This is a genomic window from Mesorhizobium sp. M0018 (assembly GCF_040323955.1).
Lineage (GTDB): Bacteria > Pseudomonadota > Alphaproteobacteria > Rhizobiales > Rhizobiaceae > Mesorhizobium.
The window spans coordinates 286907-309576 of sequence record NZ_JAMYVL010000004.1; the positions used below are offsets into that span (position 1 = coordinate 286907).

General features: G+C 63.9%; 24 protein-coding genes. 7 read left to right on the forward strand and 17 right to left on the reverse strand.

The window, feature by feature from the left end; translation table 11 throughout:
- Positions 1-5: 5 nt before the first annotated feature.
- A complete protein-coding gene (locus NKJ81_RS08025) occupies positions 6-509 on the reverse strand; it encodes a glycosyltransferase (RefSeq protein WP_292664385.1) in 504 nt (167 codons plus the stop codon).
- 151 nt (positions 510-660) lie between these two features.
- On the opposite strand from NKJ81_RS08025, the gene NKJ81_RS08030 reads away from it, so the two are divergent.
- A complete protein-coding gene (locus NKJ81_RS08030) occupies positions 661-1815 on the forward strand; it encodes a PA0069 family radical SAM protein (protein WP_352540123.1) in 1155 nt (384 codons plus the stop codon).
- Between the two features lie 167 nt (positions 1816-1982).
- Positions 1983-2678: a ribonuclease HII gene (gene rnhB / locus NKJ81_RS08035; RefSeq protein ID WP_352540124.1), complete on the forward strand. Its 696-nt coding sequence runs from the start codon at positions 1983-1985 to the stop codon at positions 2676-2678.
- A 256-nt stretch (positions 2679-2934) separates the two neighbouring features.
- Here rnhB and NKJ81_RS08040 read toward each other — a convergent pair whose 3' ends face one another.
- From NKJ81_RS08040 to NKJ81_RS08070, 7 genes are all read right to left on the reverse strand, one after another.
- Positions 2935-3426, reverse strand: coding sequence for a F0F1 ATP synthase subunit B (locus NKJ81_RS08040; RefSeq protein WP_023674071.1), 492 nt, complete (start codon positions 3424-3426; stop codon positions 2935-2937).
- 10 nt (positions 3427-3436) lie between these two features.
- Entirely contained in the window at positions 3437-4012 is a 576-nt protein-coding gene (locus NKJ81_RS08045) for a F0F1 ATP synthase subunit B (protein ID WP_352449932.1), read from the reverse strand.
- Between the two features lie 81 nt (positions 4013-4093).
- A complete protein-coding gene (locus NKJ81_RS08050) occupies positions 4094-4318 on the reverse strand; it encodes a F0F1 ATP synthase subunit C (protein WP_006206606.1) in 225 nt (74 codons plus the stop codon).
- A 67-nt stretch (positions 4319-4385) separates the two neighbouring features.
- Positions 4386-5144, reverse strand: coding sequence for a F0F1 ATP synthase subunit A (locus NKJ81_RS08055; protein ID WP_352501993.1), 759 nt, complete (start codon positions 5142-5144; stop codon positions 4386-4388).
- A 70-nt stretch (positions 5145-5214) separates the two neighbouring features.
- Positions 5215-5613, reverse strand: a complete 399-nt coding sequence (locus NKJ81_RS08060) for an AtpZ/AtpI family protein (RefSeq protein ID WP_352501994.1) — start codon at positions 5611-5613, stop codon at positions 5215-5217.
- Between the two features lie 255 nt (positions 5614-5868).
- Positions 5869-7053 (reverse strand): cell wall hydrolase, encoded by a 1185-nt coding sequence (locus NKJ81_RS08065; RefSeq protein ID WP_352540125.1) that lies wholly within the window; start codon positions 7051-7053, stop codon positions 5869-5871.
- 107 nt (positions 7054-7160) lie between these two features.
- Positions 7161-8480, reverse strand: coding sequence for an MFS transporter (locus tag NKJ81_RS08070; RefSeq protein ID WP_352540126.1), 1320 nt, complete (start codon positions 8478-8480; stop codon positions 7161-7163).
- 120 nt (positions 8481-8600) lie between these two features.
- Between NKJ81_RS08070 and NKJ81_RS08075 the strand changes: the two genes are divergently transcribed.
- Positions 8601-9518 (forward strand): LysR substrate-binding domain-containing protein, encoded by a 918-nt coding sequence (locus NKJ81_RS08075; protein WP_352540127.1) that lies wholly within the window; start codon positions 8601-8603, stop codon positions 9516-9518.
- A gap of 117 nt (positions 9519-9635) precedes the next feature.
- Here NKJ81_RS08075 and der read toward each other — a convergent pair whose 3' ends face one another.
- Together der and NKJ81_RS08085 are read right to left on the reverse strand one after the other, a co-directional pair.
- Complete coding sequence (gene der, locus NKJ81_RS08080; protein ID WP_352540128.1) at positions 9636-11069, reverse strand: ribosome biogenesis GTPase Der; 1434 nt, start codon at positions 11067-11069, stop codon at positions 9636-9638.
- A 6-nt stretch (positions 11070-11075) separates the two neighbouring features.
- Positions 11076-11741, reverse strand: coding sequence for a tetratricopeptide repeat protein (locus NKJ81_RS08085; protein WP_352540159.1), 666 nt, complete (start codon positions 11739-11741; stop codon positions 11076-11078).
- A 203-nt stretch (positions 11742-11944) separates the two neighbouring features.
- On the opposite strand from NKJ81_RS08085, the gene NKJ81_RS08090 reads away from it, so the two are divergent.
- Positions 11945-12937, forward strand: coding sequence for a polysaccharide deacetylase family protein (locus NKJ81_RS08090; RefSeq protein ID WP_352540129.1), 993 nt, complete (start codon positions 11945-11947; stop codon positions 12935-12937).
- Between the two features lie 27 nt (positions 12938-12964).
- Here NKJ81_RS08090 and sbmA read toward each other — a convergent pair whose 3' ends face one another.
- From sbmA to NKJ81_RS08105, 3 genes are all read right to left on the reverse strand, one after another.
- Complete coding sequence (gene sbmA, locus NKJ81_RS08095) at positions 12965-14242, reverse strand: peptide antibiotic transporter SbmA (protein ID WP_352449943.1); 1278 nt, start codon at positions 14240-14242, stop codon at positions 12965-12967.
- A gap of 116 nt (positions 14243-14358) precedes the next feature.
- Entirely contained in the window at positions 14359-15513 is a 1155-nt protein-coding gene (locus tag NKJ81_RS08100; protein WP_352540130.1) for a YbfB/YjiJ family MFS transporter, read from the reverse strand.
- Positions 15514-15625: 112 nt separating this feature from the next.
- The gene (locus NKJ81_RS08105; protein ID WP_352540131.1) at positions 15626-15754 is read right to left on the reverse strand and encodes a hypothetical protein; all 129 of its coding nucleotides are present in this window, start codon (positions 15752-15754) and stop codon (positions 15626-15628) included.
- A gap of 178 nt (positions 15755-15932) precedes the next feature.
- Between NKJ81_RS08105 and NKJ81_RS08110 the strand changes: the two genes are divergently transcribed.
- From NKJ81_RS08110 to NKJ81_RS08120, 3 genes are all read left to right on the forward strand, one after another.
- Entirely contained in the window at positions 15933-16847 is a 915-nt protein-coding gene (locus NKJ81_RS08110) for a LysR substrate-binding domain-containing protein (protein WP_502904276.1), read from the forward strand.
- Positions 16848-16928: 81 nt separating this feature from the next.
- Positions 16929-18185, forward strand: coding sequence for an aminopeptidase (locus NKJ81_RS08115; protein WP_352540132.1), 1257 nt, complete (start codon positions 16929-16931; stop codon positions 18183-18185).
- Between the two features lie 57 nt (positions 18186-18242).
- Positions 18243-18608 carry a DUF488 domain-containing protein gene (locus tag NKJ81_RS08120; RefSeq protein ID WP_352540133.1) on the forward strand — a complete coding sequence of 122 codons (366 nt, stop codon included), beginning with the start codon at positions 18243-18245 and terminating at the stop codon, positions 18606-18608.
- A 156-nt stretch (positions 18609-18764) separates the two neighbouring features.
- On the opposite strand, the gene NKJ81_RS08125 is transcribed toward NKJ81_RS08120, so the two are convergent.
- From NKJ81_RS08125 to NKJ81_RS08140, 4 genes are all read right to left on the reverse strand, one after another.
- Positions 18765-19118, reverse strand: a complete 354-nt coding sequence (locus tag NKJ81_RS08125; RefSeq protein WP_352502008.1) for an ArsC family reductase — start codon at positions 19116-19118, stop codon at positions 18765-18767.
- 296 nt (positions 19119-19414) lie between these two features.
- Positions 19415-20842: an aldehyde dehydrogenase family protein gene (locus tag NKJ81_RS08130; RefSeq protein WP_352540134.1), complete on the reverse strand. Its 1428-nt coding sequence runs from the start codon at positions 20840-20842 to the stop codon at positions 19415-19417.
- Positions 20843-20876: 34 nt separating this feature from the next.
- A complete protein-coding gene (locus NKJ81_RS08135; protein ID WP_352540135.1) occupies positions 20877-21962 on the reverse strand; it encodes an ABC transporter ATP-binding protein in 1086 nt (361 codons plus the stop codon).
- Positions 21952-22560 (reverse strand): cupin domain-containing protein, encoded by a 609-nt coding sequence (locus NKJ81_RS08140; protein WP_352540136.1) that lies wholly within the window; start codon positions 22558-22560, stop codon positions 21952-21954. Before NKJ81_RS08140 ends, NKJ81_RS08135 begins: the two co-directional genes overlap by 11 nt.
- Positions 22561-22670 lie beyond the last annotated feature (110 nt).

Below are 22670 nucleotides of genomic sequence, written 5' to 3' on the forward strand. Positions count from 1 at the left end.
AGCCGTCACTTCCGCGGCGCGACCCAGATCTCGGCGTGGAGCCTCCTGGTCGCCAGGCCGCGGGCGATCGCTTCGGCGCTGCGGGCGTTCTTCGACAGCGCCGCGGCCTGACGCTTGCTGATCACCAAGCCTTCGGCGAGAGCGCGATTTCCGGCAAAGACGCGCGACAGGAACGGCGCGCGGCTGCCGCGTGCCCGCGAGAACCGCGCCGCCATGGTTTGCCTGGCGGTATGGGCGACGACCTCGTCGATCCAGCCCTCCCCCAGCCGCGCGCCCGGTTCCAGCAAAAGCAGCCAGTCGCCCTTGGCCTGCCTGATGCCGGCGGCGATGCCGCCGCTGACATAGTGGCAGCCGGCATGTTCGGCGACGCGGTGCGTCTGATCGGTCGAGCCGGTGTCGCAGACGAGAACGTCGCGCACCACGCCTTCGACCGCGCCGCCGATCAGCGAGGCGAGCGTGCGGGCAAGGCCCTCCTCGTCATTCAGGGTTTCGATCAGGACGCTGAGCATGTTTAGCCGAATAGCGGAAAGCGGTGGGCAGCGCCAGTTTTTGCGGCGCGCCGCCAGAAAGTTCTTGCTTTGTTCTCATCAATGCGATAGGAATACATTCATGAGCAGAGCGATTCGACAGCGGGCGGACAGTCCCTGGGAAAGGGCCAAAATGGAACAGATCGTGCGTGCCGATATTGCAGCCTTCGGCGCTGGCAGGGCCGAGATGGCGAATGCGATGATCGAGCAGAGCGGCATGCGCGTTCGTCCCGACCGCAATCGCGGCAGGTCGGCGGGCATCAATCCGTCCGGCCGTTTCGAGCCGGTCAGCCGACACGTGTTCGACGACGGCTGGAATTCGCTGGAGGAGCTGCCGCCGTTCAGGACCGAGGTACAGGTCGAGAAGCCGCGCACCATCATCACGCGCAACGAATCGCCCGACATCTCCTTCGACCGCTCGATCAATCCCTATCGCGGCTGCGAACATGGCTGCGTCTATTGTTTCGCGCGGCCGACGCACAGCTTCATGGGCCTGTCGCCGGGGCTGGATTTCGAATCGAAGCTGTTTGCCAAGCCGGATGCGGCGCGGCTGCTCGACAAGGAATTGTCCAGGGATAATTACCAGCCGCGCACCATCGCCATCGGCACCAACACCGATCCTTATCAGCCGATCGAGAAGCAATACCGGATCATGCGCGAGATCCTCGAAGTGCTGGAGGCGCGCGGCCATCCGGTCGGCATCGTCACCAAATCGGCGCTGGTGACACGCGATATCGACATTCTGTCACGCATGGCCGAACGCGGGCTGGCCAAGGTGGCATTGTCGGTGACGACGCTCGACCGCATGCTGGCGCGCACCATGGAGCCACGCGCGTCGACGCCGACCAAGCGGCTGGAGGCGATCAGGCAGCTTTCGGACGCCGGCATTCCGGCCTCGGTGATGGTCGCGCCGATCATCCCCGGACTAACCGACCCGGAAATGGAGCGCATCCTCGATTCGGCGCAGGCAGCGGGCGCGCGTGAAGCCGGCTATGTGCTGCTGCGCCTGCCGCTGGAGGTCGCGCCGATCTTCAAGGACTGGCTGCTGCGCCATTATCCCGATCGCTATCGCCACGTCATGTCGCTGATCCGTTCGATGCGCGACGGCAAGGACTACGATTCGGAATGGGGCAAGCGCATGAAGGGCTCCGGCCCCTATGCCTGGCAGATCGGCCGGCGCTTCGAGATAGCTGCCAAACGGCTCGGCCTCAACGCCGAGCGGCGCTCGCTGAGGACCGACCAGTTCGTCCCCGCCGCCAAGGCTACCGAGCAGCTGATGCTGCTGTGACAAAGCGTCTCGCGCCAGCCGCTTGAAGCGGCCGCAGCAGGCGAAAAATCCCGTCCGGCCTGTCCTGTCCCCGGGCTTGCAGACGGTAGCCCCCTCCTGGTCCGGTGCCCCGCCCGACCCGGAGGGGACTTGCGGAGAATCGGAGCCGATGCGAACCTCGCCGCACAATGGCTCGCCCGCGTTCCGATTCTCCGCTTCTCTTCGAAATCGTCGAGAAACCCGACTTCTCGTTCGAGACGAGGGCGATGGCCGAAGGCCTTTGGCCGGTGGCGGGGATGGACGAGGCCGGCCGCGGCCCGCTCGCCGGGCCGGTGGTGGCGGCAGCGGTGGTGCTCGATCCCGCGAACATCCCCGACGGCCTCGACGATTCCAAGCGGCTGACGCATTTGCAGCGTGAGGCGCTGTTCCTGAAAATCCTCGGCTCCGCGCTCGCCGTATCGATGGCGTCGGTCAGCGCCGAAGGCATCGATGTCTCCAACATCCTCAAGGCCAGCCTGGAGGCGATGCGCCGTGCCGTGGCCGCCCTGTCAATCCGGCCGAAGCTGGCACTGGCCGACGGCCGCGACGTGCCGCCCGGGCTGCCCTGCGAGGGCAAAGCACTGATCAAGGGCGACCAGCGCTCGCAGTCGATCGCCGCAGCCTCGATCGTCGCCAAGGTGATGCGCGACCGCATGATGTGCGGCTGCGGCAGCCATCATGCGCGTTACGGCTTCGAACTGCATATGGGCTACGCCACTGTGCGCCATCGCACGGCGATCGATCTGCACGGGCCAGTGGCACGGCTGCACCGCGCCTCCTTCGCGCCGTTCCGGTTCGGCGGCACCGAGGTGCTGGAGGAAGAGGGTTTTTCGGATTTGGATTGACATTGCGAAGGCGGCTAGGCGCGGATCTCCTCCCTCGAGGGGAGATGGCCGGCAGGCCAGAGGGGGTCGCCTCGCGTGAAGCGCCAACGTTCTCTTTCGTTCCATAGGGCGTCGCGCCAGGACGTGCCGACCCCCTCTGTCGCCTTTGGCGACATCTCCCCCTCGAGGGGGGAGATTACGCGCTCAGTCGCTTTCGCCAACAAAAAAGCCGCCAGGTTTCCCGGGCGACTTTCGATGAATTTCTCGTCGAAGTCGCTTAATTCAGCTTCGACTTCAGATCCTGCAGGGAGGCGTTGAACAGGTCGGCGCCGGCCTTGGCGTCGATCTTGCCGGCCAGCAGCGCCCGCGCGGCTTCGACCGCGATGTCGACAGCGCTGGCACGCACTTCGCCGATCGCTTCGCGCTCGGCCTGGCCGATCTTCTGCTCGGCCAAGGCGGTGCGCCGGGCGACATAGTCCTCGGTCTTCTTGTGCGCCTCGGCGGCAAGCATGTCGGCTTCGCGCTTGGCGGCGGCGACGATGGCCGCGGCCTCCTGCTCGGCTTCCTTGCGCTTGCGCTGGTATTGGCCAAGCAGCTGCTGGGCTTCTTCGCGCAACCGGCGCGCTTCCTCGAGCTCGGAGCTGATCTTGTCGGCACGCGCATCGAGCGCCTTGGCGATCATGCCCGGCACCTTGATGTAGATGGCGATGCCGAGGAAGATTACGAGGGCAACAGTTGCCCAAAGCGTCGCGAGAGATGTGGCGTCCATGATGCGCTCCTCACCCGGCCACGGATTTGACCGCGGCCGCGATTTCGGCCTTGCTGGCCTTGCCGCCGACAAGCGCCTCGACGATGGCCGAAGCGGTGTCCTCGGCGATCGTGCCGACTTCCTTCATGGCATTGGCCTTGATGGAAGATATACGCGCCTCGGCCTCGCCAAGCTTCTGGTCAAGCGCTGCCTCGATCGTCTTGCGGGCAGCTTCGGCTTCCGCCTTGGCCGCATCGTTGGCCTGCTGGCCGATCGCATTGGCCTTGCCCTTGGCTTCCGCCAATTCCTGCTCATAGGCGGCAACGGCGGCATCGGCCTCGCTTTTCAGCCGGGCAGCATGGTCGAGATCCTGGGTAATGCGGTCGTTGCGCACGTCGATGATGCCGCCAACGCGCGGCATCACCACCCGTTTCAAGAAGAGATAAAACAGCCCGAAGGTGATTGCCAGCCATAGAAGCTGCGAGGGGTACGTCGCCGGATTGAATGGCGGGAACGTGCCGTGCGCCTCGGCAGGCACGCCGGTGCCAGCGCTGCCGCCTTCGACGGCGGGCGCGGACTCTTGCGCAAAGGCAGATGTCACGAACATGGACTATCCCCGAAATTCAGGCCCGCCGCAGGATCGCGGCCGGCCTGTTCAATTCTTCCCAATGTTCAGCCGAACAAGCATTCAGCCGAACAGGGCGAGAAGCGCGATGAGAAGCGAGAAAATACCCAGCGCTTCGGTCACGGCGAAGCCGAAGATCAGGCGGCCGAACTGGCCGTCGGCTGCCGACGGGTTGCGCAGCGCGCCCGCCAGATAGCTGCCGAAAATGTTGCCGAGGCCAATGCCCGCGCCGCCCATGCCGAGGCATGCGATGCCGGCACCGATGTACTTTGCTGCTTCTGCGTCCATTTGTTCAACTCCTTTGGATCTAAAATTCCGTTGCAAAATCGATCCGGCGGCAATGCCGGAAACCTTGTCAGTGCCCGGGATGCAGGGCGTCGTTGAGATACATGCAGGTCAGCACCGCAAAGACGTAGGCCTGCAGGAACGCGACCAGCAGCTCCAGCGCCGTCAGCGCCACGGCCATCGCCAGCGGCAAAACCGAACCCGCCACGCCGACCGCGCCGAGCGCGCTCAGGCTGACGACAAACCCCGAGAACACCTTCAGCGTGATGTGACCGGCGAGCATGTTGGCGAACAGACGAACCGACAGGCTGACCGGACGCGAGACGAAGGAAATCACCTCGATCAGCACCACCAGCGGCAGCAGGTAGACCGGCACGCCATGCGGGACGAACAGCTTCAGGAAGCCAAGGCCGTGCTTGGTGAAGCCGTAGACGAGGACCGTTCCGATCACCAGCGCAGCGAGGCCGAAAGTGACGATGATGTGGCTGGTGATGGTGAAGAAATACGGGAACAGGCCAAGCAGGTTGGCGACAAGCACGAACATGAACAGCGAGAACACGAAGGGGAAGAACTTCATGCCTTGCGTGCCCGCGGCGTCCCTCAGCATATTGCCGACAAATTCATAGGCCATTTCCGAGACCGACTGAAGGCGGCCCGGAACCAGGCTGCGGCTCGACGTGCTGAGGTAGAGAAACGCCGATGCGACAGCGACCGTCGCAAGCATGAACAGAGCCGAATTGGTGAAGGACAGGTCGTAGCCGCCGATGTGAATCGGAATGATCGGATGGATCTGGAACTGGTGGATCGGATCGACCTTGTCAGCAGCCACTTTAAATCCCCATCAAAGCCGCAGACGGCTTCAGCATTCTGTTCAATGCGCCGGCATGCGGCGCCTCAATTCATTCTTTCGGATCGCGCGGTTTGTCGCCCGTTCCGAATTCCGACACAAGCCCGGCTGAACGCAGGACGTTGAGCACGCCGGCGACAAAACCCAGCAGCAGCCCGACTATCAGACCCCATGGCGATGTCCCCGCCACGCGATCGATAAACCAGCCGAGAGCCGCACCGACCACTATCCCGGCGATGAACTCGCTGGACAGCTTGAGCGCCTGGCCGTACCCGGCCACACTGCCCGTTTTCGCGTCGTCTTTCCCCTCGAGCCGGTCCGGCCGCCTTGTCGCAAGTGATGCTTCAAGGTCGCGCCGGCGGCGCTCAAGATCGTCGTCGCGGATGTCGGCTTCATGCTGCTTGCCGCGGCCGGTTTTGCCGGTTCCGTCTGGCCCATTCTTGTCGGCCACGCAACCCCCCTGCCCGGTCAGACCGTCACCGTCCGTCCGCTTCTTAAAGTCGCCGGCAACATAGTTAGAGGGTCCGCGCCCGTCAAGCCACGGGCGGACGTTCAAGCTCAAGTATTTTTTTGTTATAAATCAGCCACTTGCTCGGGTGCGACATCGTGCCCGACGCGGTCTCTGGCGGGCTGCGGCCGAATCCCCGCGGCGATGCGTCTTCGATCGGCCGCTCTCGCGCGAAAGACGCAAGGGCTGCCCGAGCGCTCAGCTCCAGCCGCCACCATAGGTGCGGTAGAAGATGTGCAGGCCGATCCTGGTCATTTTCTGCATCGTCCGCGCCCAGCCCGGATGGACGTAGTTGGCGTAATAATGGGTCGACGAGCCGACTTCCGGAATGAAGATCTTGCCGGCTGTGACGGCCATGGCGACATCCTGGGCGGTCTTGTAGGCAGCGGGGTTGTCGATGCGCTTCTTCCTGCCGTCGCAGGCGAAGGAAAACTGGCAGCGGTTGAACCAGTTGTCGTTCTGGTAGACGACGCCGCAGATCGAGTTCGGATAGGCGGGGTTGCGGACGCGGTTGAGGATGACCTGGGCGACGGCGGCCTGGCCGCGCACGGATTCGCCGCGCGCTTCGAAATAGATGCCGTTGGCGAGACAGGCCTGCTCCGGCTTGGAAAAGACGCTCGCCGGCAGCGGCGTCTGCATCCAGGAATGATCGCCCTTGCTCAGCGGCGGAATGAAGCGGCCGTCGTTCGGGTCCTCGTCCTGCAGCAAGGCCTCGAAGGGCGACGCCTGTGCATAATCGGGAGCGGACGAGGCGTAGGCGGTCGCCAGCACGTCAGGATGATCATTGTTGACCAGCGCGGCAAGCATCGCCGGTACGCCGGAATCCGGCTTCTTGTCGATGCGCGTGTGGAAGGCGGCGGCGATCTGGATTTCCTTGCCTTTGATCTCGGGCTTGGCGAAGGCCATCCTCAGGCCGCTGTCCATGCTTGGGCGGAGCAGCGAAGAGGTGCGCTCGAAGATCGAGCCGGCGTTGAAGTTCTTCGGCGGCGAGACGGGCGAGACCTGGATGATGCGGCCCTTCTTGTCGGCGCGCGTGATGCGGTCCTCGTCCGGCGTCGTGCCGGCGATGCTGCCCTTGCCGCGAAACGAAACGGCGCCGATGCCGGGCAGTTGAACGCCGGAGCCGGAGAGCGAGCCGGTGCTGCTGGAATCGAGGAAGGGCATTTCGGCGGCGTGAACGGAGCCGGCGACGGATTTCTCGACATAGGCGTTCCAGCGGACGCTCGGCGCCTCCAGGCCGGAGACCAGGCTGGTCATGTCCTGATAGGCAGCGACCGTCGGAAAGCCGATCCAGATGCCAAGGCCAATAACGAGGGGAGACAGGAAGGAACGCTTTTTCTCACCGGCGGCGGCGACAAGCCGCGTCAAAACACGTCGATGCACGGAACTCTCCAGAAACGCGACGGACCCCACTGGAGAGCTACAATGATGCATTAACCTTGATGGGGCGTTAACAGCTTAGAACGTTGTTTTCCCATCTCGTGTCGAAGTCAGGCGCTTTTGCGGCCGTCGCTTGACGGAAGAAAGATCGGCCAGGCGATCAGCGCGCAAATAGCCGCACCCAGCCAGACGCCTGCCCACGAGCAGAGCACGAGAAGCCCGGGAATGGCGATCGGCACCAGGAAGAAGGCGATGAAGACCAGACTGTTGGCGAGGCCGAGCGCCGTCCCGGCCTGGCTGGCGCCGGCCAGCGTCGCAAGCTCGGTGTAGGCAACGCCGTGCCAGGAGGAGACGCAGATACCGGCCACGACCAGCACCGCAACGATCGCCGGCGACAGCATCGGCGCTTGGCCTGACAAGAATTGGGCCGAAAACAAGACGAGCGCCGCAAGCACGGTGAAGGCGGCCACGCTCAGCATGCTGCACAGACGCAGGAACGACCGGCGGTTGCCGTGACGGTCGGTGTAGCGGCCGCTCCAGACGCGCATGACCATGGCGCCGACCTGCACGGCAGCCAGGCTGGCGCTGATCACGGCTGTTCCCATGCCGGCGAAATCATGCAGGAACACGGAAGCAAATGTAAGCACCGCCACCTGCGGAAAGCAAAGCAGGCCGATGGCTGTTGCGATGCGCCAGACGGCCGGGTTGCGCAGCGGCGCCGGGCCGGCCGACAATGCCATGCTGCCCGAATTGGCATCGTCATGCGCCGGCGGCTGATGCAGCCAGCGCCAGGCGAGCGAGGTCGAGACCGCGGATGCAGCCGCCAGAAGTCCGAAGACTGCCGTGAAGCCATGGGCTGAAGCGAGCGCTGGCAGCACGAGCGCGCCAAGCCCGCCGCCAAGCGGCACCGCCGTCTGCCTGATGCTCATGGCAAAGCCGCGCTCGCCTTCGCCGAACCAGGCCATGATGGCGCGGCCGCTGGAGCCGTTGACGCTGCCGCCGAGCAATCCGGTGACCAGCAGGGCAGCGGCGAGAAGCGCGATGCCGGGAATATGGGCCGGTGACGGCACGACCAGCGCGGCCATGACAAGCAGCCAAACCGCGGTTGCGCCGAGCCCGGTCAGCAGCACGCGGCGGTCGCCCCAGCGATCGGTCAGCAGCCCCCACGGCAATTCGCTCAGCGCCACGCCCAGGCCGAGAAGGCCAAGCGCCAGGCCGAGTTCGCCATTGGAGAGATGATAGCCCGAGCGCAGGAACACCGCCGTGGCCGGAATGCCGGAGAAGGTCGCGGAAAAGCAGGCATTGGCGGCGACGCCGATGCCCAGCACCTTCCAGCGATGATTGGCTCGAAGTGCCGCCGCTTCTGACGGGGCGGCAACGGCGGCCGGGCGAAGCGGTTTGCAATCTGCTCGTGTGGCGACAGCGGACATGGTTCAGCTCCTGCATGGGTCGGCTGCATTCGGTCTTGACGCGCTGTCTCTACCGCCATAGCTTCGTACTGAATATCAGGAAGTTTTTGACGTAATGTCCCGAATATCAGGATTATTGGCATGCGACGCGTGACATTCGATCTCGACGTTCTGCGCAGCTTCGTTACCGGCATGGAGCTGGGCAGCTTCGCCAAGGCCGCCGACCGGCTCGGCCGCTCGACCTCGGCAATCAGTGCGCAATTGAAGAAGCTGGAGGAGCAGGCGGCGACGCCGATTTTCCGCAAATCTGGGCGTGGCCTGGCGCTGACGGACGCGGGCGAGACCATGCTCGGCTACGCGCGGCGGCTGATCGAGCTCAATGACGAGGCCGCCTCCGCCATCCACGATGTCGAGCTGGAGGGTTGGGTGCGGCTTGGACTACAGGAGGATTTCGGCGAGGCGGTGCTGCCGGAGGTGCTCGGGCGCTTCGCCCGCGCCCATCCCAAGGTCAAGATCGAGGCCAGGATCGCACGTAGCCATGAGCTTGCCGAACGGATCATTTCGGGCAGCCTCGATATCGCGCTTGCCTGGCACAATGGCGCGACGCTGCCCTACAGCCGGCATGTCGCCGACGTCCAGATGCGCTGGATCGGCCCGGCAAAACAGATCGAGACCAGCCTGCGCGATGGCGAGGCGTTGCCGCTGGTGGCGCTCGAAGCGCCGTGCCTGCTGCGCAGCGTGGCGACCGAAACGCTCGACCGCGCCGGCCTGGCATGGCGGATGGCCTTCTCCAGCCCGAGCCTTGGCGGCATCTGGGCAGCCGTCGCCGCCGGGCTCGGACTGACGATCCGCACCGATATCGGCCTGCCGGCCACCGTCAGGGCGATGACGCCGGAGATCGCCGGGCTGCCCGCCTTGCCCAAGATGGCGCTGTTCCTGCATCGCAAGGAGGCCGAGCCCGACGCGGTCGCGGCGCGGCTTGGCGACATCCTGCTGCAGGCAGCGTTGGCGGCGCTGCCCGGAACCGGCGATGCGAATGGTCTGAGGAAGGTGGCTTAAGGCCGATGAGCCGAAATGACGGCAAGCCTCGTAGCTTCGTCAGTTGAAGAATCCAGAAACGCAGAACGAGCGCCGCGATCCTTCGCCGACGTCTCGCAAGGTTCCGCCAATGATGATCTAGCGGCGCTTCTTTGCCTTGCCGGCGAAAGGATTGTCCGAGGTGCGCAAGGCGATGCGGATCGGCACGCCGGGCATGTCGAAAGCCTCGCGCAGGCTGTTCGAGAGATAGCGGACGTAGGATTGCGGCATCGCATCCGGCCGTGAGCAGGAGACGACGAAGCCCGGCGGCCGCGTCTTGGCCTGCGTGACATATTTGATCTTCAGCCGACGCCCGGCGACAGCGGGCGGCGGATGATGCGCCAGGATGCCTTCCAGCCAGCGGTTGAGCTTGCCGGTCGACACACGGCTGTTCCAAACTCGATGCGTCCGGATGACGGCATCCATCAGCTTGTCGAGGCCACGCCCGGTCTCGGCCGACACCGGCACCGCCTGCATGCCGCGCGCCTGCGGCAGCAGCCGCTCGGTTTTTTCGCGCAGCTCGGCCAGCAGCTCCTGGGGATGGTCGACAAGATCCCATTTGTTGAAGGCGATCACCGGGGCACGGCCCTCGCGGATGATCAGATCGGCGATCTGCAGATCCTGCTTCTCGAAGGGAATGGTGGCGTCGAGCACGATGATGACGATCTCGGCAAAGCGGATGGCGCGCAAGCCGTCCTGCACCGACATCACTTCGAGCTTTTCGTGGATCCTGGCCTTGCGGCGCATGCCGGCGGTGTCGAACAATTTTAAGCGGCGGCCATGCCAGTCCCAGTCGACCGAGATGGAATCGCGAGTGATGCCGGCCTCAGGGCCGGTCAACAGCCGCTCCTCGCCGATTAGTGCGTTGATCAGCGTTGACTTGCCGGCGTTGGGGCGGCCGACGACGGCGATGCGCATCGGCTTGGTGTCGTCATAGCTCGGCTCGGCGTCCGGGTCGGTGATGTCCTCGCCGATCAGCACCTCGCTGGCGGCGACCTCATCCTCGCCGGCCTCTTCGTCCTCGCCGAAGGCGCGCGCCTCGCCAAGTGCCGCGATCACCGCGTCGCGCAAATCGGGCAGGCCCTGGCCGTGTTCGGCCGAGACCGGGACCGGTTCGCCAAGGCCGAGCTCCCAGGCCTCCAGCATGCCGCCCTGGGCGCCACGCGCCTCGGCCTTGTTGGCAACGACGACAACCGGCTTGCCGGACTTGCGCACGATCTCGGCGAACGTCTTGTCGTCGGGCATCAGCCCGGACTTGGCATCGATCGTAAAAAAGATCAGGTCGGCCTCGCGGATGGCGATCTCGGTCTGGGCGCGCATGCGGCCGGGCAGCGTCGAGGCGGCCGCATCCTCGAAGCCGGCGGTGTCGATGACGTCGAAATGCAGATCGTAGAGTTTTGCGGCATGGACGCGGCGATCGCGAGTGACGCCGGGGGTATCATCGACAAGCGCCAGCTTCCTTCCCACCAGCCGATTGAAAAGGGTCGATTTGCCGACGTTAGGCCGGCCGATGATGGCGACTTTGAAGGTCATGGACTATCACGACACGCCGCCCGAGCCGCGGATCAGCTCGGACATCAATGTCGCCCGCTCGCGCGTGTTGCGCGGGGCGCCGTCGTCCGCGGCGATCTGGTCGAACAGCTTCAATGCATCCGCCGCCTTGCCTTCCTTCCAGGCGGCAAGGCCAAGCGCCTCGCGCGCCGTATGGCGCAGCGTGTTGGTGTCGGCGGTGAGCGCCTCGACGCGGCTGGAGACATCGGCGAAAGAGCCGTGATCGACCAGAAGCAGCGCTGCCCTGAGGCGCGCCATGTCGCGAATGCCGGAGGGGATCTTGGTGTCGGCGGCGACCTCGTCGAAATCCTTGATGGCGGCGTCGACGTCGCCCTTGTCCGCCTTGACGGTTGCCGCGCGCATGCGGGCGAGCAGCGGATAGGCACCGTAGCCGTCCTTCTCCAACGCCTCCAGAGCGGCAAGCGCCTCGTCGTTCTTGCCGTCATTGGCGAGCTTCAGCGCCTGCGAGAAGGCATCGCCCGAGCGGTTGGCGCGGGTTTCGTCCCAATAGCGGTAGCCGACGACAGCGGCAGTGCCGAGCACCACCAGCACGGCCAGCACGAGCAAGGCGGGACCGAAACGGTCCCACAGCGCATGCGCCTGGTCGCGACGAATCTCTTCGTTGACTTCGCGGATAAAACTGTCGTCCGACATGATCAAAACCATTCATGCCCCGGGCGGGGCGGTTGATGAGCCCGCGTTTTAGCGAAATTTTGCCGGCATGGAAGGGGTTCGGCAGGAAAATCGCCTATTCACGAGGCAGTCGCCGCCAACGGCGGCCGTACAGGTCGATCGTACCCGTGCCATATTTCGCCGGTAGGCGGTGCTTCTACATTCCCTAATCAAGTCAGATGCCTTTGCCCCGTTTGTCCCGCGTTATTGCGTTTTCGATTGCCGTGTTTGCTGCCGGGGCGGCTTTTGCCGACCCGCCGGCGGCGCCGGCAAAACCGAAGCAGATCGTCATCATCTCATTCGACAGCGCCCGCGACGTTTCGCAGTGGCAGCGCAGCCGGGCGCTGGCCCGGCGCACAGGCGCGCATTTCACCTATTTCGTCTCCTGCGTGTTCCTGTTGTCGCCCGAGACACGCAGGGAATACACCGCGCCCGGCAAGACAGAAGGCAAATCGAATATCGGCTTTGCCGCCTCCAAACAGGAAGTCGCCGAGCGGCTCGAGCAGATCAACCTTGCGGCCTCGGAAGGCCACGACATCGGCAGCCATGGCTGCGGCCATTTCGACGGCAAGGACTGGAGCAAGGCCGACTGGCTGAGCGAGTTCGGCTCGTTCAAGCATATTCTCGAGAACGCCTATTCGATCAACGGCATTGCACCCGAACCAACGGGCTGGCGCGATTTCGCCCGCAAGTCGGTGGTCGGGTTCCGCGCGCCTTATTTGTCGGCAAACAAGGCGCTCTACAAGGCGCTGCCCGCGGCCGGTTTCCTGCTCGACGCAAGCGGCGTCTCGCGCGGGCCGGTCGAGCCGCCGACCGTCAACGGCATCACGCGCTTTTCGCTACCGCAGATCCCGGAAGGGCCGAGCTCAAGGCGTGTGATCGCCATGGATTATAATCTCTATGTCAGACATTCCGGCGGCTTCGAGCGGCCGAGCATGGCAGAAGAGTTCGCTGACCGGACCTATCACGCGTTCCGCGCCGCCTTCGATGCGCAATACCAGGGCAAGCGCATTCCGCTTGAGCTCGGCTTCCACTTCACGCTGATGAATGACGGCGCCTACTGGAACGCGCTGGAACGCTTTGCCGGCGAGGTCTGCATCAAAGCGGACGTCGAGTGCATCAGTTTTCACGATTATCTTTCGCGGCGAGGCGAAAGGCAGGCGGCGGTGGGCGGCTGAGCCGCAAGCGCCCGCCGCCCGCCAGTCTTAGCTTGCCGGCTGGTCCTCAGGACGCAGCCCGGCTTGTTCCCGTTCTAGATAGTGCTGATCGATCACCGGCAGCGGCTCGCCCTTGATCGTGGCTTCGAACGCTCGCAGCCGCTTGTGGACTGACAAGAGCTCAACGATCGTTGACCAGGAATTAACAAGATATTGGAACGAGCTGGTCACTTGGCTGAACGCGGAATTGACCTGGTTGACGAGACCCAACGTCAAGGTTCCGGCGACCAACGAAGGAGTCATCAAAAAAAGAGGGAATATGGTATTTAGTTGCAAGTAGAGATAGCGGACCACATTGAAATAGACGTAGTGGAAATAGAGCCGGAAGTAGTTCTGGCGCACATTTCCGAACAATTCGGAAACGGTCGGCGGCTGCGCTCGGGACTGATCGTCCTCACCATAAACAAGTTCCTTGCGGTAAGCGGCTTCGACGCGCTGGTTGCGAAACTGCAAGCCGGGCAGCTTTATGCCGGCGGTGGCAATGCATACCGTCCCAAACATCGCCCAGAAGATCGCAGCCAAAACCAACGGCTGCGGCACCTGACCGATGAAAGGCAATGCCGTAATGTGCTTTGAGTAGGCAAGCAAAATCGGCATGAAGGCGATCAAAGTCATTATCGAATCAATAAAGCTGGTCCCAAGATCTTCCATGATCTTTGAAAAGCGCATCGTGTCTTCCTGCACGCGCTGGGAAGCTCCCTCGATGCTCCGCACCCTAGGCCAATAGGACATGTAGTAGTCGTTCATCGCTGTCCGCCAGCGAAACACCCAATGGCTGACAAAGAAATTTGTCAGAACGTAAACAGTAACAGCCACCAGAGCGATGCCGAGGAAAGTTATTAACTGCGCATAAACATCATACTCTGTCGCCTTCACACTTTTGCTCACAATGCCCTGGATCAGATCCCAGAACGGCCCGTACCAGGCATTGATCGCTACACTCACCTGAACCTGAAAATAGGTCGTGAACAAGATCAGCGAACTGCCAAGGATCGACCAGCGGTCCCACGGGTGCGGGGAATACCAATGCCAGAAGGCGTAAAAGAGCAGCACACCAAGTGTAAAATAGATGTAGAACCAAAGGAACGGAGGCGACCAGAAAACGGAAACGCCAATGATCGGCGCCGCGTCCGCTGCAGGGAGGGGAAATCCGACCAAAGCGCCTAGCTGGTCGCCGCCGAGAAACCACACGGCCACCATGACCGCACTCCAGACGGCGGCCGAGGTGAAAAAGAGCTTCGGCTGCGGAAAAAACGATACGAACACTGTGGCGAAATCCTCGGTCGGCGCAAATCAGCGGCGTTGGTCAGCGGGCATAAAGTCACACATTAGTGGGAAAGAAAATGCCCGTGCCCGATGCCCGCAACCGAGCAAGACCATAATCATGGCGATTTTGGCGCAGCCGACCAGGCGATCGCGCCGGAAGCGAGCAGGACGGCGGCAGCCACGATCGAGGCAAGGAAAAAGTTGCCCGAGGCCTGCGCAAGCAGACCGGCGACGATCGGGCCGATGATCTGGCCGAGGCCGAAGGCGGCCGTCATCACCGCCAGCATCCGGCGTGGTGCTTGCGGAGCAAGCTGCCTGCCGGCCTGCAGGCCAAGCGCGGTGATGGCGATGAAGGTGCCGCCGACAAGAAGGCCGCCGAGTAGCGGCCCGGTGCGCCCGCCCATGGCGACGCTGGCGCTGACGCCGACCACCTCGATCAGGCACCCCAGCGCGTAGGTGGCATAGAGCCCGATCCTGGCCGTAAGCTTCTGCCACAGCCAGACCGATGGGAAACCGGCAAGGCCGGTGACCATCCAGACCACAGCCTCGAAGACGCGGCCGCCGCCGCCCTGGCGGACGATGGCGACCAGGAACGTTGCCGTGACAATATAGCCGAAGCCGAACAGGCCGTATGCGACGATGATCTTCACCAGCGACCGGTCTTTCGGCAGTGCCGGCTCGCTCCCGGTGGTGCTGTTCGCGGCCGAGGTGCCGCCGGCCAGCAAGGCGACGGCGGCAAAGCCGCAGGCCGAAATCACCGCCGACCACAGCCAGCCCGCCGCCCAGCCGGCATGTTCGGTGACGAGGAGCGCCAACAGCGCCGAGGAGGCCGCGATGCCGAGGCCGACACCGCCGAAATACAGCGCCTGCAGGTCGTTTCGACCGGCCGCGGCGAGGTGGCCGAAAACGATGCTGGTCATGAAAACCAGCACGAAGGCACTGGCGAGGCCGGCAAGAAAGCGGATGAGGAGAAAGCCGGGCATCGTGCCGGTCAGGCCCATCAAGCCGGCGAGGATCGCGGTGGCGGCAAGGCCGGCCAGCATCAGCTGACGCTCGCGGCCTTGCGCCCAGCCGCCGGTGGCGGCAAGCGCGCCGACGAGATAGCCGAGATAATTGGCCGATGCGATCCAGCCGGCATCGGCCGGCGACAGGCCGAGCTCTTCCATCATGCCGGGCAGGATCGGCGTATAGACGAAGCGGCCGATGCCCATGGCGACGGCCAGGGCAATCATGCCGGCGATTGCCAGGCGCAAAGGCGAAGCGATGTTCATCGCCGTGCACCATAGGTGCGCCTGCCGGTGAGACAATCCGTCTTTTATTGGGCCAGAAGTGTTCGCAGCCGCGTCGGCGGCCGGCTCACCTGAAGTGCCAGCAAGTCCTTGTTCAGCCGCAGCAGGTCCTTGGCGGGGCCGTCTCGAAGCGGGTACGACGCGCGGTCAGCCTGAATGGCATGTCGGCGAGTTCGCGCTCCGACATGGTGTCGAGCACCGGATGCGACAGCGGATCGGTCACCCAGCTGGTGGCCTGGCTGTCATGCCAGTGCGGCTGCGTTCCGATCGGGGAAAAGGCGCCGAGCCATGATAAAATCTTGATCGGATTTGCCTCCTCACTCTGCGTAACCCACTTAGAATCCGCCGTTCGTTAGCGTCTGGCAATTGAGATTTCCGCCGCTCCAGTTTAGAAAAACTGTATGGCTACTCTGAACCGCGTCCATCTCAACGGCTTGCGCGCCGTGGAAACCGTTGCCCGCCTGGGCTCGCTTGCGGCGGCGGCCGGCGAGCTCAACGTCTCGGTCAGCGCCGTCAGCCAGCAGATCAACCGGACAGAAAAGCAGCTCGGCCGGGCGCTGTTCGAACGAACGCCAGCTGGCCTGGTGGCGACCGAATTCGGCACCGTCTTTAGCGCGCGGCTCAGCGCAGGCTTCCGCGAACTCGCACAGGCGGTGGCGCTTGCCGACGAAAGCTCGGAGTGCACGCTCGTGGTTTCGGTGGCGCCGGCTTTCGCCTCGAAATGGCTGCTGCCGCGGCTGTCGCGGCATTTCGCCCGCCATCCGAACGTGCTCCTGCGCATCGATGCCTCGGTGCGGCTTGCCGATCTCGATCGTTCGGACATCGACGTCGCCATCCGGCTCGGCGACGGCAAATGGCCGGGCGGGCGCGCCGAATTGCTGCTGGCGCAGGAGGTGTTTCCGGTCTGTGCACCGGTGATCGCCAGCAAGCTGAAATCGATCGAGGACCTTGCTTTGACCTGTGCGATCACGGACGAAAGGTCGATGATCAGTTGGGAGAGCTGGTTCGAAGCGGCCGGAGTGGAGCCGGTCACCTTCATGAAGGGCGCGCGCTTCACCGATCCGATGCTGTGCCTGGAATCGGCGATTGCCGGTCACGGCGTCATGCTCGGCTGGCAGTTGCTGGCCGCCGACGCACTGGCCGACGGACGTCTCGTCGCGCCGTTCGGCATACGCGCCCAGAGCGGCCTCGGCTATTGGCTGGTAACTTCGGCCACCAAGGGCGAAAGCCGCAAAGTCAGGGATTTCAAGACCTGGATCCGCGAAGAGATCGAGGCGACGATGGCGCAGTTCAGGTCGCTCGAGAGCGTCAGCTAGACCTGCCGGCGTCATCAGAGTGGAAAGGTCGGCAGCGCCGGTCTATGTAAGAAACAGTCCCCAATCACGGCAGGCAGGATCATGACCACACATTCGCGCGGCGTTTCCGCAAGCATCGACCCGGTGAAGCTCGACAGGCTGGCGGAGGTCGCCGTCAAGGTCGGGCTGCAATTGCAGCCGGGGCAGGATCTGGTGCTGACCTCGTCTATCGCCGCGCTGCCTCTGACGCGGCGGATCATCGAGCACGCCTACAAGGCAGGCGCGGGCCTGGTGACGCCGATCTTCAACGACGATGAGATCACTCTCGCGCGCTTCCGCTACGGCGCCGACGCCGGTTTCGACCGCGCCGCCGGCTGGCTCTACGAAGGCATGGCAAAAGCCTTCGCCAACAATGCGGCGAGGCTCGCCGTGCGCGGCGAGGATCCGTCGCTGCTTTCGGCGCAGGACCCGGCAAAGGTGGCGCGTGCCAACAAGGCGAATTCGATGGCCTACAAGCCGGCGCTGGAGAAGATCACCGGCTTCGACATCAACTGGAACATCGTCGCCTATCCCGATCAGGCCTGGGCCAAGCAGGTATTCCCGGACGACGCCGACGACGTCGCCGTGGCCAAGCTCGCCGACGCTATCTTTGCCGCCTCGCGGGTGGATGTCGAAGACCCGATCGGCAATTGGACGGCGCACAATGCGGCGTTGAAGAGCCGCACCGAATGGCTGAACGGCCACAATTTCCACGCGCTGCATTTCACCGGCCCCGGCACCGACCTGACCGTCGGGCTGGCCGACGGCCACGAGTGGATGGGCGGCGCCTCGACCGCCAAGAACGGCATCACCTGCAACCCCAACATCCCGACCGAAGAGGTTTTCACCACGCCGCATGCAAGGCGAGTCGAAGGCCATGTCACCAGCACCAAGCCGCTGTCCTATCAGGGTACCCTGATCGACGGCATTGCGGTGCGTTTCGAGGCGGGCCGCATTGTCGAGGCCAAGGCCACGAAGGGCGAGGATGTGCTGCAGAAGGTGCTCGACACCGACGAAGGCTCGCGCCGTCTCGGCGAGGTGGCGCTGGTGCCGCATTCCTCGCCGATCGCCAAGAGCGGGCTGCTGTTTTTCAACACGCTGTTCGACGAGAACGCCGCCTGCCACATCGCGCTCGGCCAGTGCTATTCGAAGTGCTTCGTCGACGGCGCCTCGCTCGGCCAGGACGAGATCGCGGCGCGCGGCGGCAACAAGAGTTTCATCCACATCGACTGGATGATCGGCTCGGACAAGATCGACATAGACGGCGTCCATAAGGACGGCAGCCGCGTGCCGGTGATGCGCAAGGGCGAGTGGGTTTAGGCCCGGGATCTCTAAACGAAGGGCAGCAAGCAGCGGCGCCTGCTGGCCCATGCGGAATTGGCAATGGAGCTCGCGGTAAAGCGCATCTATGAGCCGCCGGCGCCCGATGACGGGCAGCGGGTGCTCGTCGACCGCATATGGCCTCGCGGCGTCCGCAAAGAGGAAGCGGCGCTGACGCTATGGCTAAAGGACATCGCGCCAAGCAATGGGTTGCGCAAATGGTTCGGCCATGAGCCGGCGCGCTGGGCGGAGTTCCAGCGGCGATACCGCGATGAGCTCGACCGGAACGGCGAGGCGGTCGGCCAGCTGTGCGCTCTGCTCGACAAAGGCCGGGTGACGCTGCTCTACGGCGCGCATGACAAGAAGCACAATAACGCGGTGGCGCTGGCGAGCTATTTGCGTGGGAAAACCACAAGCGTTTGATACGATCAATATGCAGGCAGGCGGCATGTCGCCGGCTATCGCCAATATCCAAGGTTGCAGTGGTGAGCGGAGCGCCGAAGCTGCCAATCTCCACCCTTGTTGGGGGAGATGTCCGGCAGGACAGAGGGGGACGCGACGGATCATGGCGGGTCGGTCCTATTTCCCACTCACCGCCTGCTGATAAACATCAGGCTTGAAGCCAACGAGAACCCTGTCGCCAAGTTCCAGCACCGGACGCTTGATCATCGTCGGTTTGGCCAGCATAAGCGCCTTGGCCTTGTTCTCGTCCAAGCCCAGTCTGTCCTCGTCCGACAGTTCACGGAACGTTGTGCTCGCCTTATTGAGCAGGATTTCCCAGCCGACCTTGCCTGACCAGCCGTTCAGCCGATCCGCTTCAAGCCCGTCTGCCCTGTAGTCGTGAAAGCGATAGGCAACATCATGGCTCGCCAGCCAGGAACGCGCCTTCTTGACCGTATCGCAATTGGTAATGCCGTACATGGTGATCGTCAAAACGGATCCTCGGACCGGTCGAATCTAGCGGCACCCTAAAACCGCGCCTCTGACTTTTCCAGCGGCCTCGCCGGCCGTCGGCGATTTTCACGCTTGTCACGAGGAGATGGGCTTCCACGACGGCTGGGGCACGGTGGCGGATTAGTTGGCCGGCTATCTCAAGACGATCTGAGGCGACCCTGCTTCGCACTCACATTGCGGCCACGAAGCCGTCGTGGCCGTTCAACCGAGCGCCGCTGCCGAGGCACCAACGCTCGCAACAAACTTGACGTTGGCGTAATGCCAATGTTGAACGCTCAGGCGCCGTAGCCGATGATGCCCTTGATCTCGAGGAAATCGTGGATCGCCCAGTCGGCGTATTCGCGGCCGTTGCCGGACTGCTTGTGGCCGCCGAAGGGCGCAAACGTATCCCATTCCGGATAGTTGATCGACACCTGCCCGGCACGCAGGCGGCTGGCGATCTTGCGGGCGTGGTCGATATCCCCGGACTGCACATAGGCAGCCAGGCCATAGACGGTGTCGTTGGCGATCTTCACCGCATCATCATCGTCATCGTAGGAGATGACCGACAGGACCGGCCCGAAAATCTCCTCCTTCTCGATGGTCATGCCAGGCCTGACGTGGCCGAAAACGGTCGGTCGCACATAATAGCCACGGTTGAGGTGTTCCGGCCGGCCGGGGCCGCCGGTGACCAGCGTCGCACCCTCGGCGATACCTGCCTCGATCAACCGCTGGATCTTGTCGAACTGGACGTTGCTGACCACCGGCCCGAGCTTGGTCTCCTCCGAGCGCGGGTCGCCGACCTTGTGCCGTTCGGCGGCCTTCCTGGCGATCGTCAGCGCCTCGTCGTGACGGGCGGCCGGTACCAGCATGCGGGTCGGCGCATCGCAAGACTGGCCGCTATTGCCGAAGCAGGCGTTGACACCCTTGCGCACCGCCGTCTCGAAGTCAGCGTCGGGCAGCACGATGTTGGCCGATTTGCCGCCGAGCTCCTGCGCCACGCGCTTTACCGTCTCGGCCGCCGTCTTGGCGACGATGATGCCGGCCCGGGTCGACCCGGTGAACGAGACCATGTCGACGTCGGGATGGCCAGCCATGACCTGGCCGACATCCGGACCAGTGCCATTCACCATATTGTAGACGCCCTTCGGCGTGCCGGCGGCGTACATCACCTCGGAAAAGATGATGCCGCTGATCGGCGCGATTTCGGAAGGCTTTAAAACGACGGTGCAGCCGGCGGCGATGGCCGGCGCCACCTTGCAGACTATCTGGTTGAGCGGCCAGTTCCACGGTGTAATCAGCGCGCAGACGCCGATCGGCTCCTTGACCACCATGGTGGTGCCGCGCTTTTCGCTGAATTCGTAATCCTCCAGCGCCTTGATGGTAGCTTCCATGTGCGCCCTGCCCGCCCAGGCCTGCGCCTCGCGCGCCCACCTGATCGGCGCGCCCATTTCCTGGCTGACCGCCTGGGCGATGTCCTCGTAGCGCTCATTGTAGACGTCGAGGATACGCTTCAGCAGCTTCAGGCGCTCGGCCTTGGTCGTTTGCGAAAAGGCCGGGAATGCCGCCTTGGCTGCAGCCACGGCCTTGTCGACATCGGCTTTCGAGCCGACCGAGATTTTGGTGTAGGCCTCTTCAGTGGACGGATCGATCACATCCAGCGTTGCCGGAACCACGGGGCCGACCCATTTGCCGCCGATGAAAAAATTGAGATGATTGCTCATGGGTCGTGCTCCGGTTTTCTGGAAATGAGTGAGACTAGCTAGGCAGCATAGGGCAGTTGGCGCCACGGCGCAGGCTGATATGCGCCACGTCGCCGACGCTGAATTGAAAACCCTCTGTCCGGCGCGGCGCGTCGATCACCACCTGTGTCCCCTGCCCCAACTCTGCATGAAGGCGCAAGGTGCGGCCGTGAAAGACGATGCTGTTCACCCGCACCGGTACAGTGCCGGCCGTGGCCTCGGTCGTCGCCAAAAGATCCTCCGGACGCACGCCGATGGTGCGCACCGTGCCCTCGCCAGGCAGTTCGCCCGTCTCCGAAACCGCTTCCAGCGGCAGGGCGCCGGCGGCGAACCGCAAGCGCTCGCCATCGCGGCCGACAAAGCGCGACTGCAGAAGGTTCATCGTGCCGATGAAGCTGGCGACGAATTTGGTGGCGGGCCGGTCGTAAAGGGTCGCCGGCGGCGCAATCTGCTCTATGCGGCCCTTGTTCATGACGACGATGCGGTCTGAGATCGACAGCGCCTCGGTCTGGTCGTGCGTGACCATGACGAAAGTGGTGCCAAGCCGCGACTGCAGCCGCTTCAGTTCGACCTGCATCTGCTCGCGCAGATGCGCATCGAGCGCCGACAGCGGCTCGTCGAGCAGCAGCACACGCGGCTCGCAGACGATGGCGCGGGCAAGTGCGACGCGCTGGCGCTGGCCACCCGACAATTCGGACACGCGGGCGCCGGGCTTCTCGGCAAGGCCGACCATGTCGAGCGCTGCGCCGACGCGCTTTGCCTGTTCGGCACCGGAGAGCTTGCGCAGCGACAGGCCGAAGCCGACATTTTCGGCAACGTTCATGTGTGGGAACAGCGCGTAGTCCTGGAACACGGTATTGACAGGACGGGCGAAGGGCCTGAGCGCCGTGATGTCGCGGCCTTCGAGCAGGACCTTGCCGTTCGACGGGCTCTCGAAGCCGGCGATGACACGCAGGCTGGTGGTCTTGCCGCAGCCGGACGGTCCGAGCAAGGTCAGGAACTCGCCGCGGGCAATGTCAAGATCGACGGCGTCGAGCCCGACGATGCCGCCGGGGAAAATCTTGGAGACCTTGTCCAGCCGGACGAGAGGATCAGGCGCCATCGCGAACCTCGGACGGCTTGGTGGTGTTGACCCACAGGATCTGGCAGCGCTCGCTGCCCGGATTGCGGAAGGCATGTAGCAACGTGCTCCTGAAGGCGAAGCTGTCGCCGGCCTTCAGCCCGTATCTGGTCGAATCGACCACCAGCTCGACCTCGCCCGACAGGACGAAGCCGAATTCATGGCCGGCATGGGCGTAAGCTTCGGCGGTGCCGCCACCGGCGTCAACGGTCACCAGCATGCCGGTCAGCGTGGCGGCCGGCGGCGACAGCAGCGCCTTGGCGATGCCTTCCGATTTGACCGGGATCTGACGCCGGCTGTTGGCGCGCACACAATAGAGATCGTTGCCGACATCCTTGCCGTCAGCGATCAGCGCTGACGGCTCTATATCGAGGGCGGCGGCAAGCGGCCAGATCACGCGGACCCGCAATGACGACATGCCGCGCTCGATCTGGCTTAGCGCACCTATCGAGACACCTGCCTTGGCGGCAAGTTCGGCCAGCGAGAGATTGCGCTCCAGCCTGAGCGCTCGCACGCGCCGGCCGACCCTGACGTCGGCGTCGTCCTTCGGCTTCTCAGCCGCTTCGTCCAGCATGTCCATTCGTTGGTCCTTGTTTGGTTAGGTTTTCCCTTCTCCCCTTGTGGGAGAAGGTGGATCGGCGCGAAGCGCCGAGACGGATGAGGGTGTTGGCCGGAGTGCTGTCGGTGCCA

Excerpts from the sequence above, each read along its gene's own strand:
- NKJ81_RS08045 (WP_352449932.1), bottom strand. The coding sequence starts at position 4,012 with ATGTTCGTGACATCTGCCTTTGCGCAAGAGTCCGCGCCCGCCGTCGAA.
- NKJ81_RS08130 (WP_352540134.1), bottom strand. The coding sequence starts at position 20,842 with ATGAGCAATCATCTCAATTTTTTCATCGGCGGCAAATGGGTCGGCCCC.
- NKJ81_RS08100 (WP_352540130.1), bottom strand. The coding sequence starts at position 15,513 with ATGAACATCGCTTCGCCTTTGCGCCTGGCAATCGCCGGCATGATTGCC.
- NKJ81_RS08115 (WP_352540132.1), top strand. The coding sequence starts at position 16,929 with ATGACCACACATTCGCGCGGCGTTTCCGCAAGCATCGACCCGGTGAAG.
- NKJ81_RS08040 (WP_023674071.1), bottom strand. The coding sequence starts at position 3,426 with ATGGACGCCACATCTCTCGCGACGCTTTGGGCAACTGTTGCCCTCGTA.
- NKJ81_RS08070 (WP_352540126.1), bottom strand. The coding sequence starts at position 8,480 with ATGTCCGCTGTCGCCACACGAGCAGATTGCAAACCGCTTCGCCCGGCC.
- NKJ81_RS08050 (WP_006206606.1), bottom strand. The coding sequence starts at position 4,318 with ATGGACGCAGAAGCAGCAAAGTACATCGGTGCCGGCATCGCATGCCTC.
- rnhB (WP_352540124.1), top strand. The coding sequence starts at position 1,983 with ATGGCTCGCCCGCGTTCCGATTCTCCGCTTCTCTTCGAAATCGTCGAG.
- NKJ81_RS08110 (WP_502904276.1), top strand. The coding sequence starts at position 15,933 with ATGGCTACTCTGAACCGCGTCCATCTCAACGGCTTGCGCGCCGTGGAA.
- NKJ81_RS08085 (WP_352540159.1), bottom strand. The coding sequence starts at position 11,741 with ATGTCGGACGACAGTTTTATCCGCGAAGTCAACGAAGAGATTCGTCGC.
- der (WP_352540128.1), bottom strand. The coding sequence starts at position 11,069 with ATGACCTTCAAAGTCGCCATCATCGGCCGGCCTAACGTCGGCAAATCG.
- NKJ81_RS08135 (WP_352540135.1), bottom strand. The coding sequence starts at position 21,962 with ATGGCGCCTGATCCTCTCGTCCGGCTGGACAAGGTCTCCAAGATTTTC.
- NKJ81_RS08075 (WP_352540127.1), top strand. The coding sequence starts at position 8,601 with ATGCGACGCGTGACATTCGATCTCGACGTTCTGCGCAGCTTCGTTACC.
- NKJ81_RS08030 (WP_352540123.1), top strand. The coding sequence starts at position 661 with ATGGAACAGATCGTGCGTGCCGATATTGCAGCCTTCGGCGCTGGCAGG.
- NKJ81_RS08140 (WP_352540136.1), bottom strand. The coding sequence starts at position 22,560 with ATGGACATGCTGGACGAAGCGGCTGAGAAGCCGAAGGACGACGCCGAC.
- NKJ81_RS08025 (WP_292664385.1), bottom strand. The coding sequence starts at position 509 with ATGCTCAGCGTCCTGATCGAAACCCTGAATGACGAGGAGGGCCTTGCC.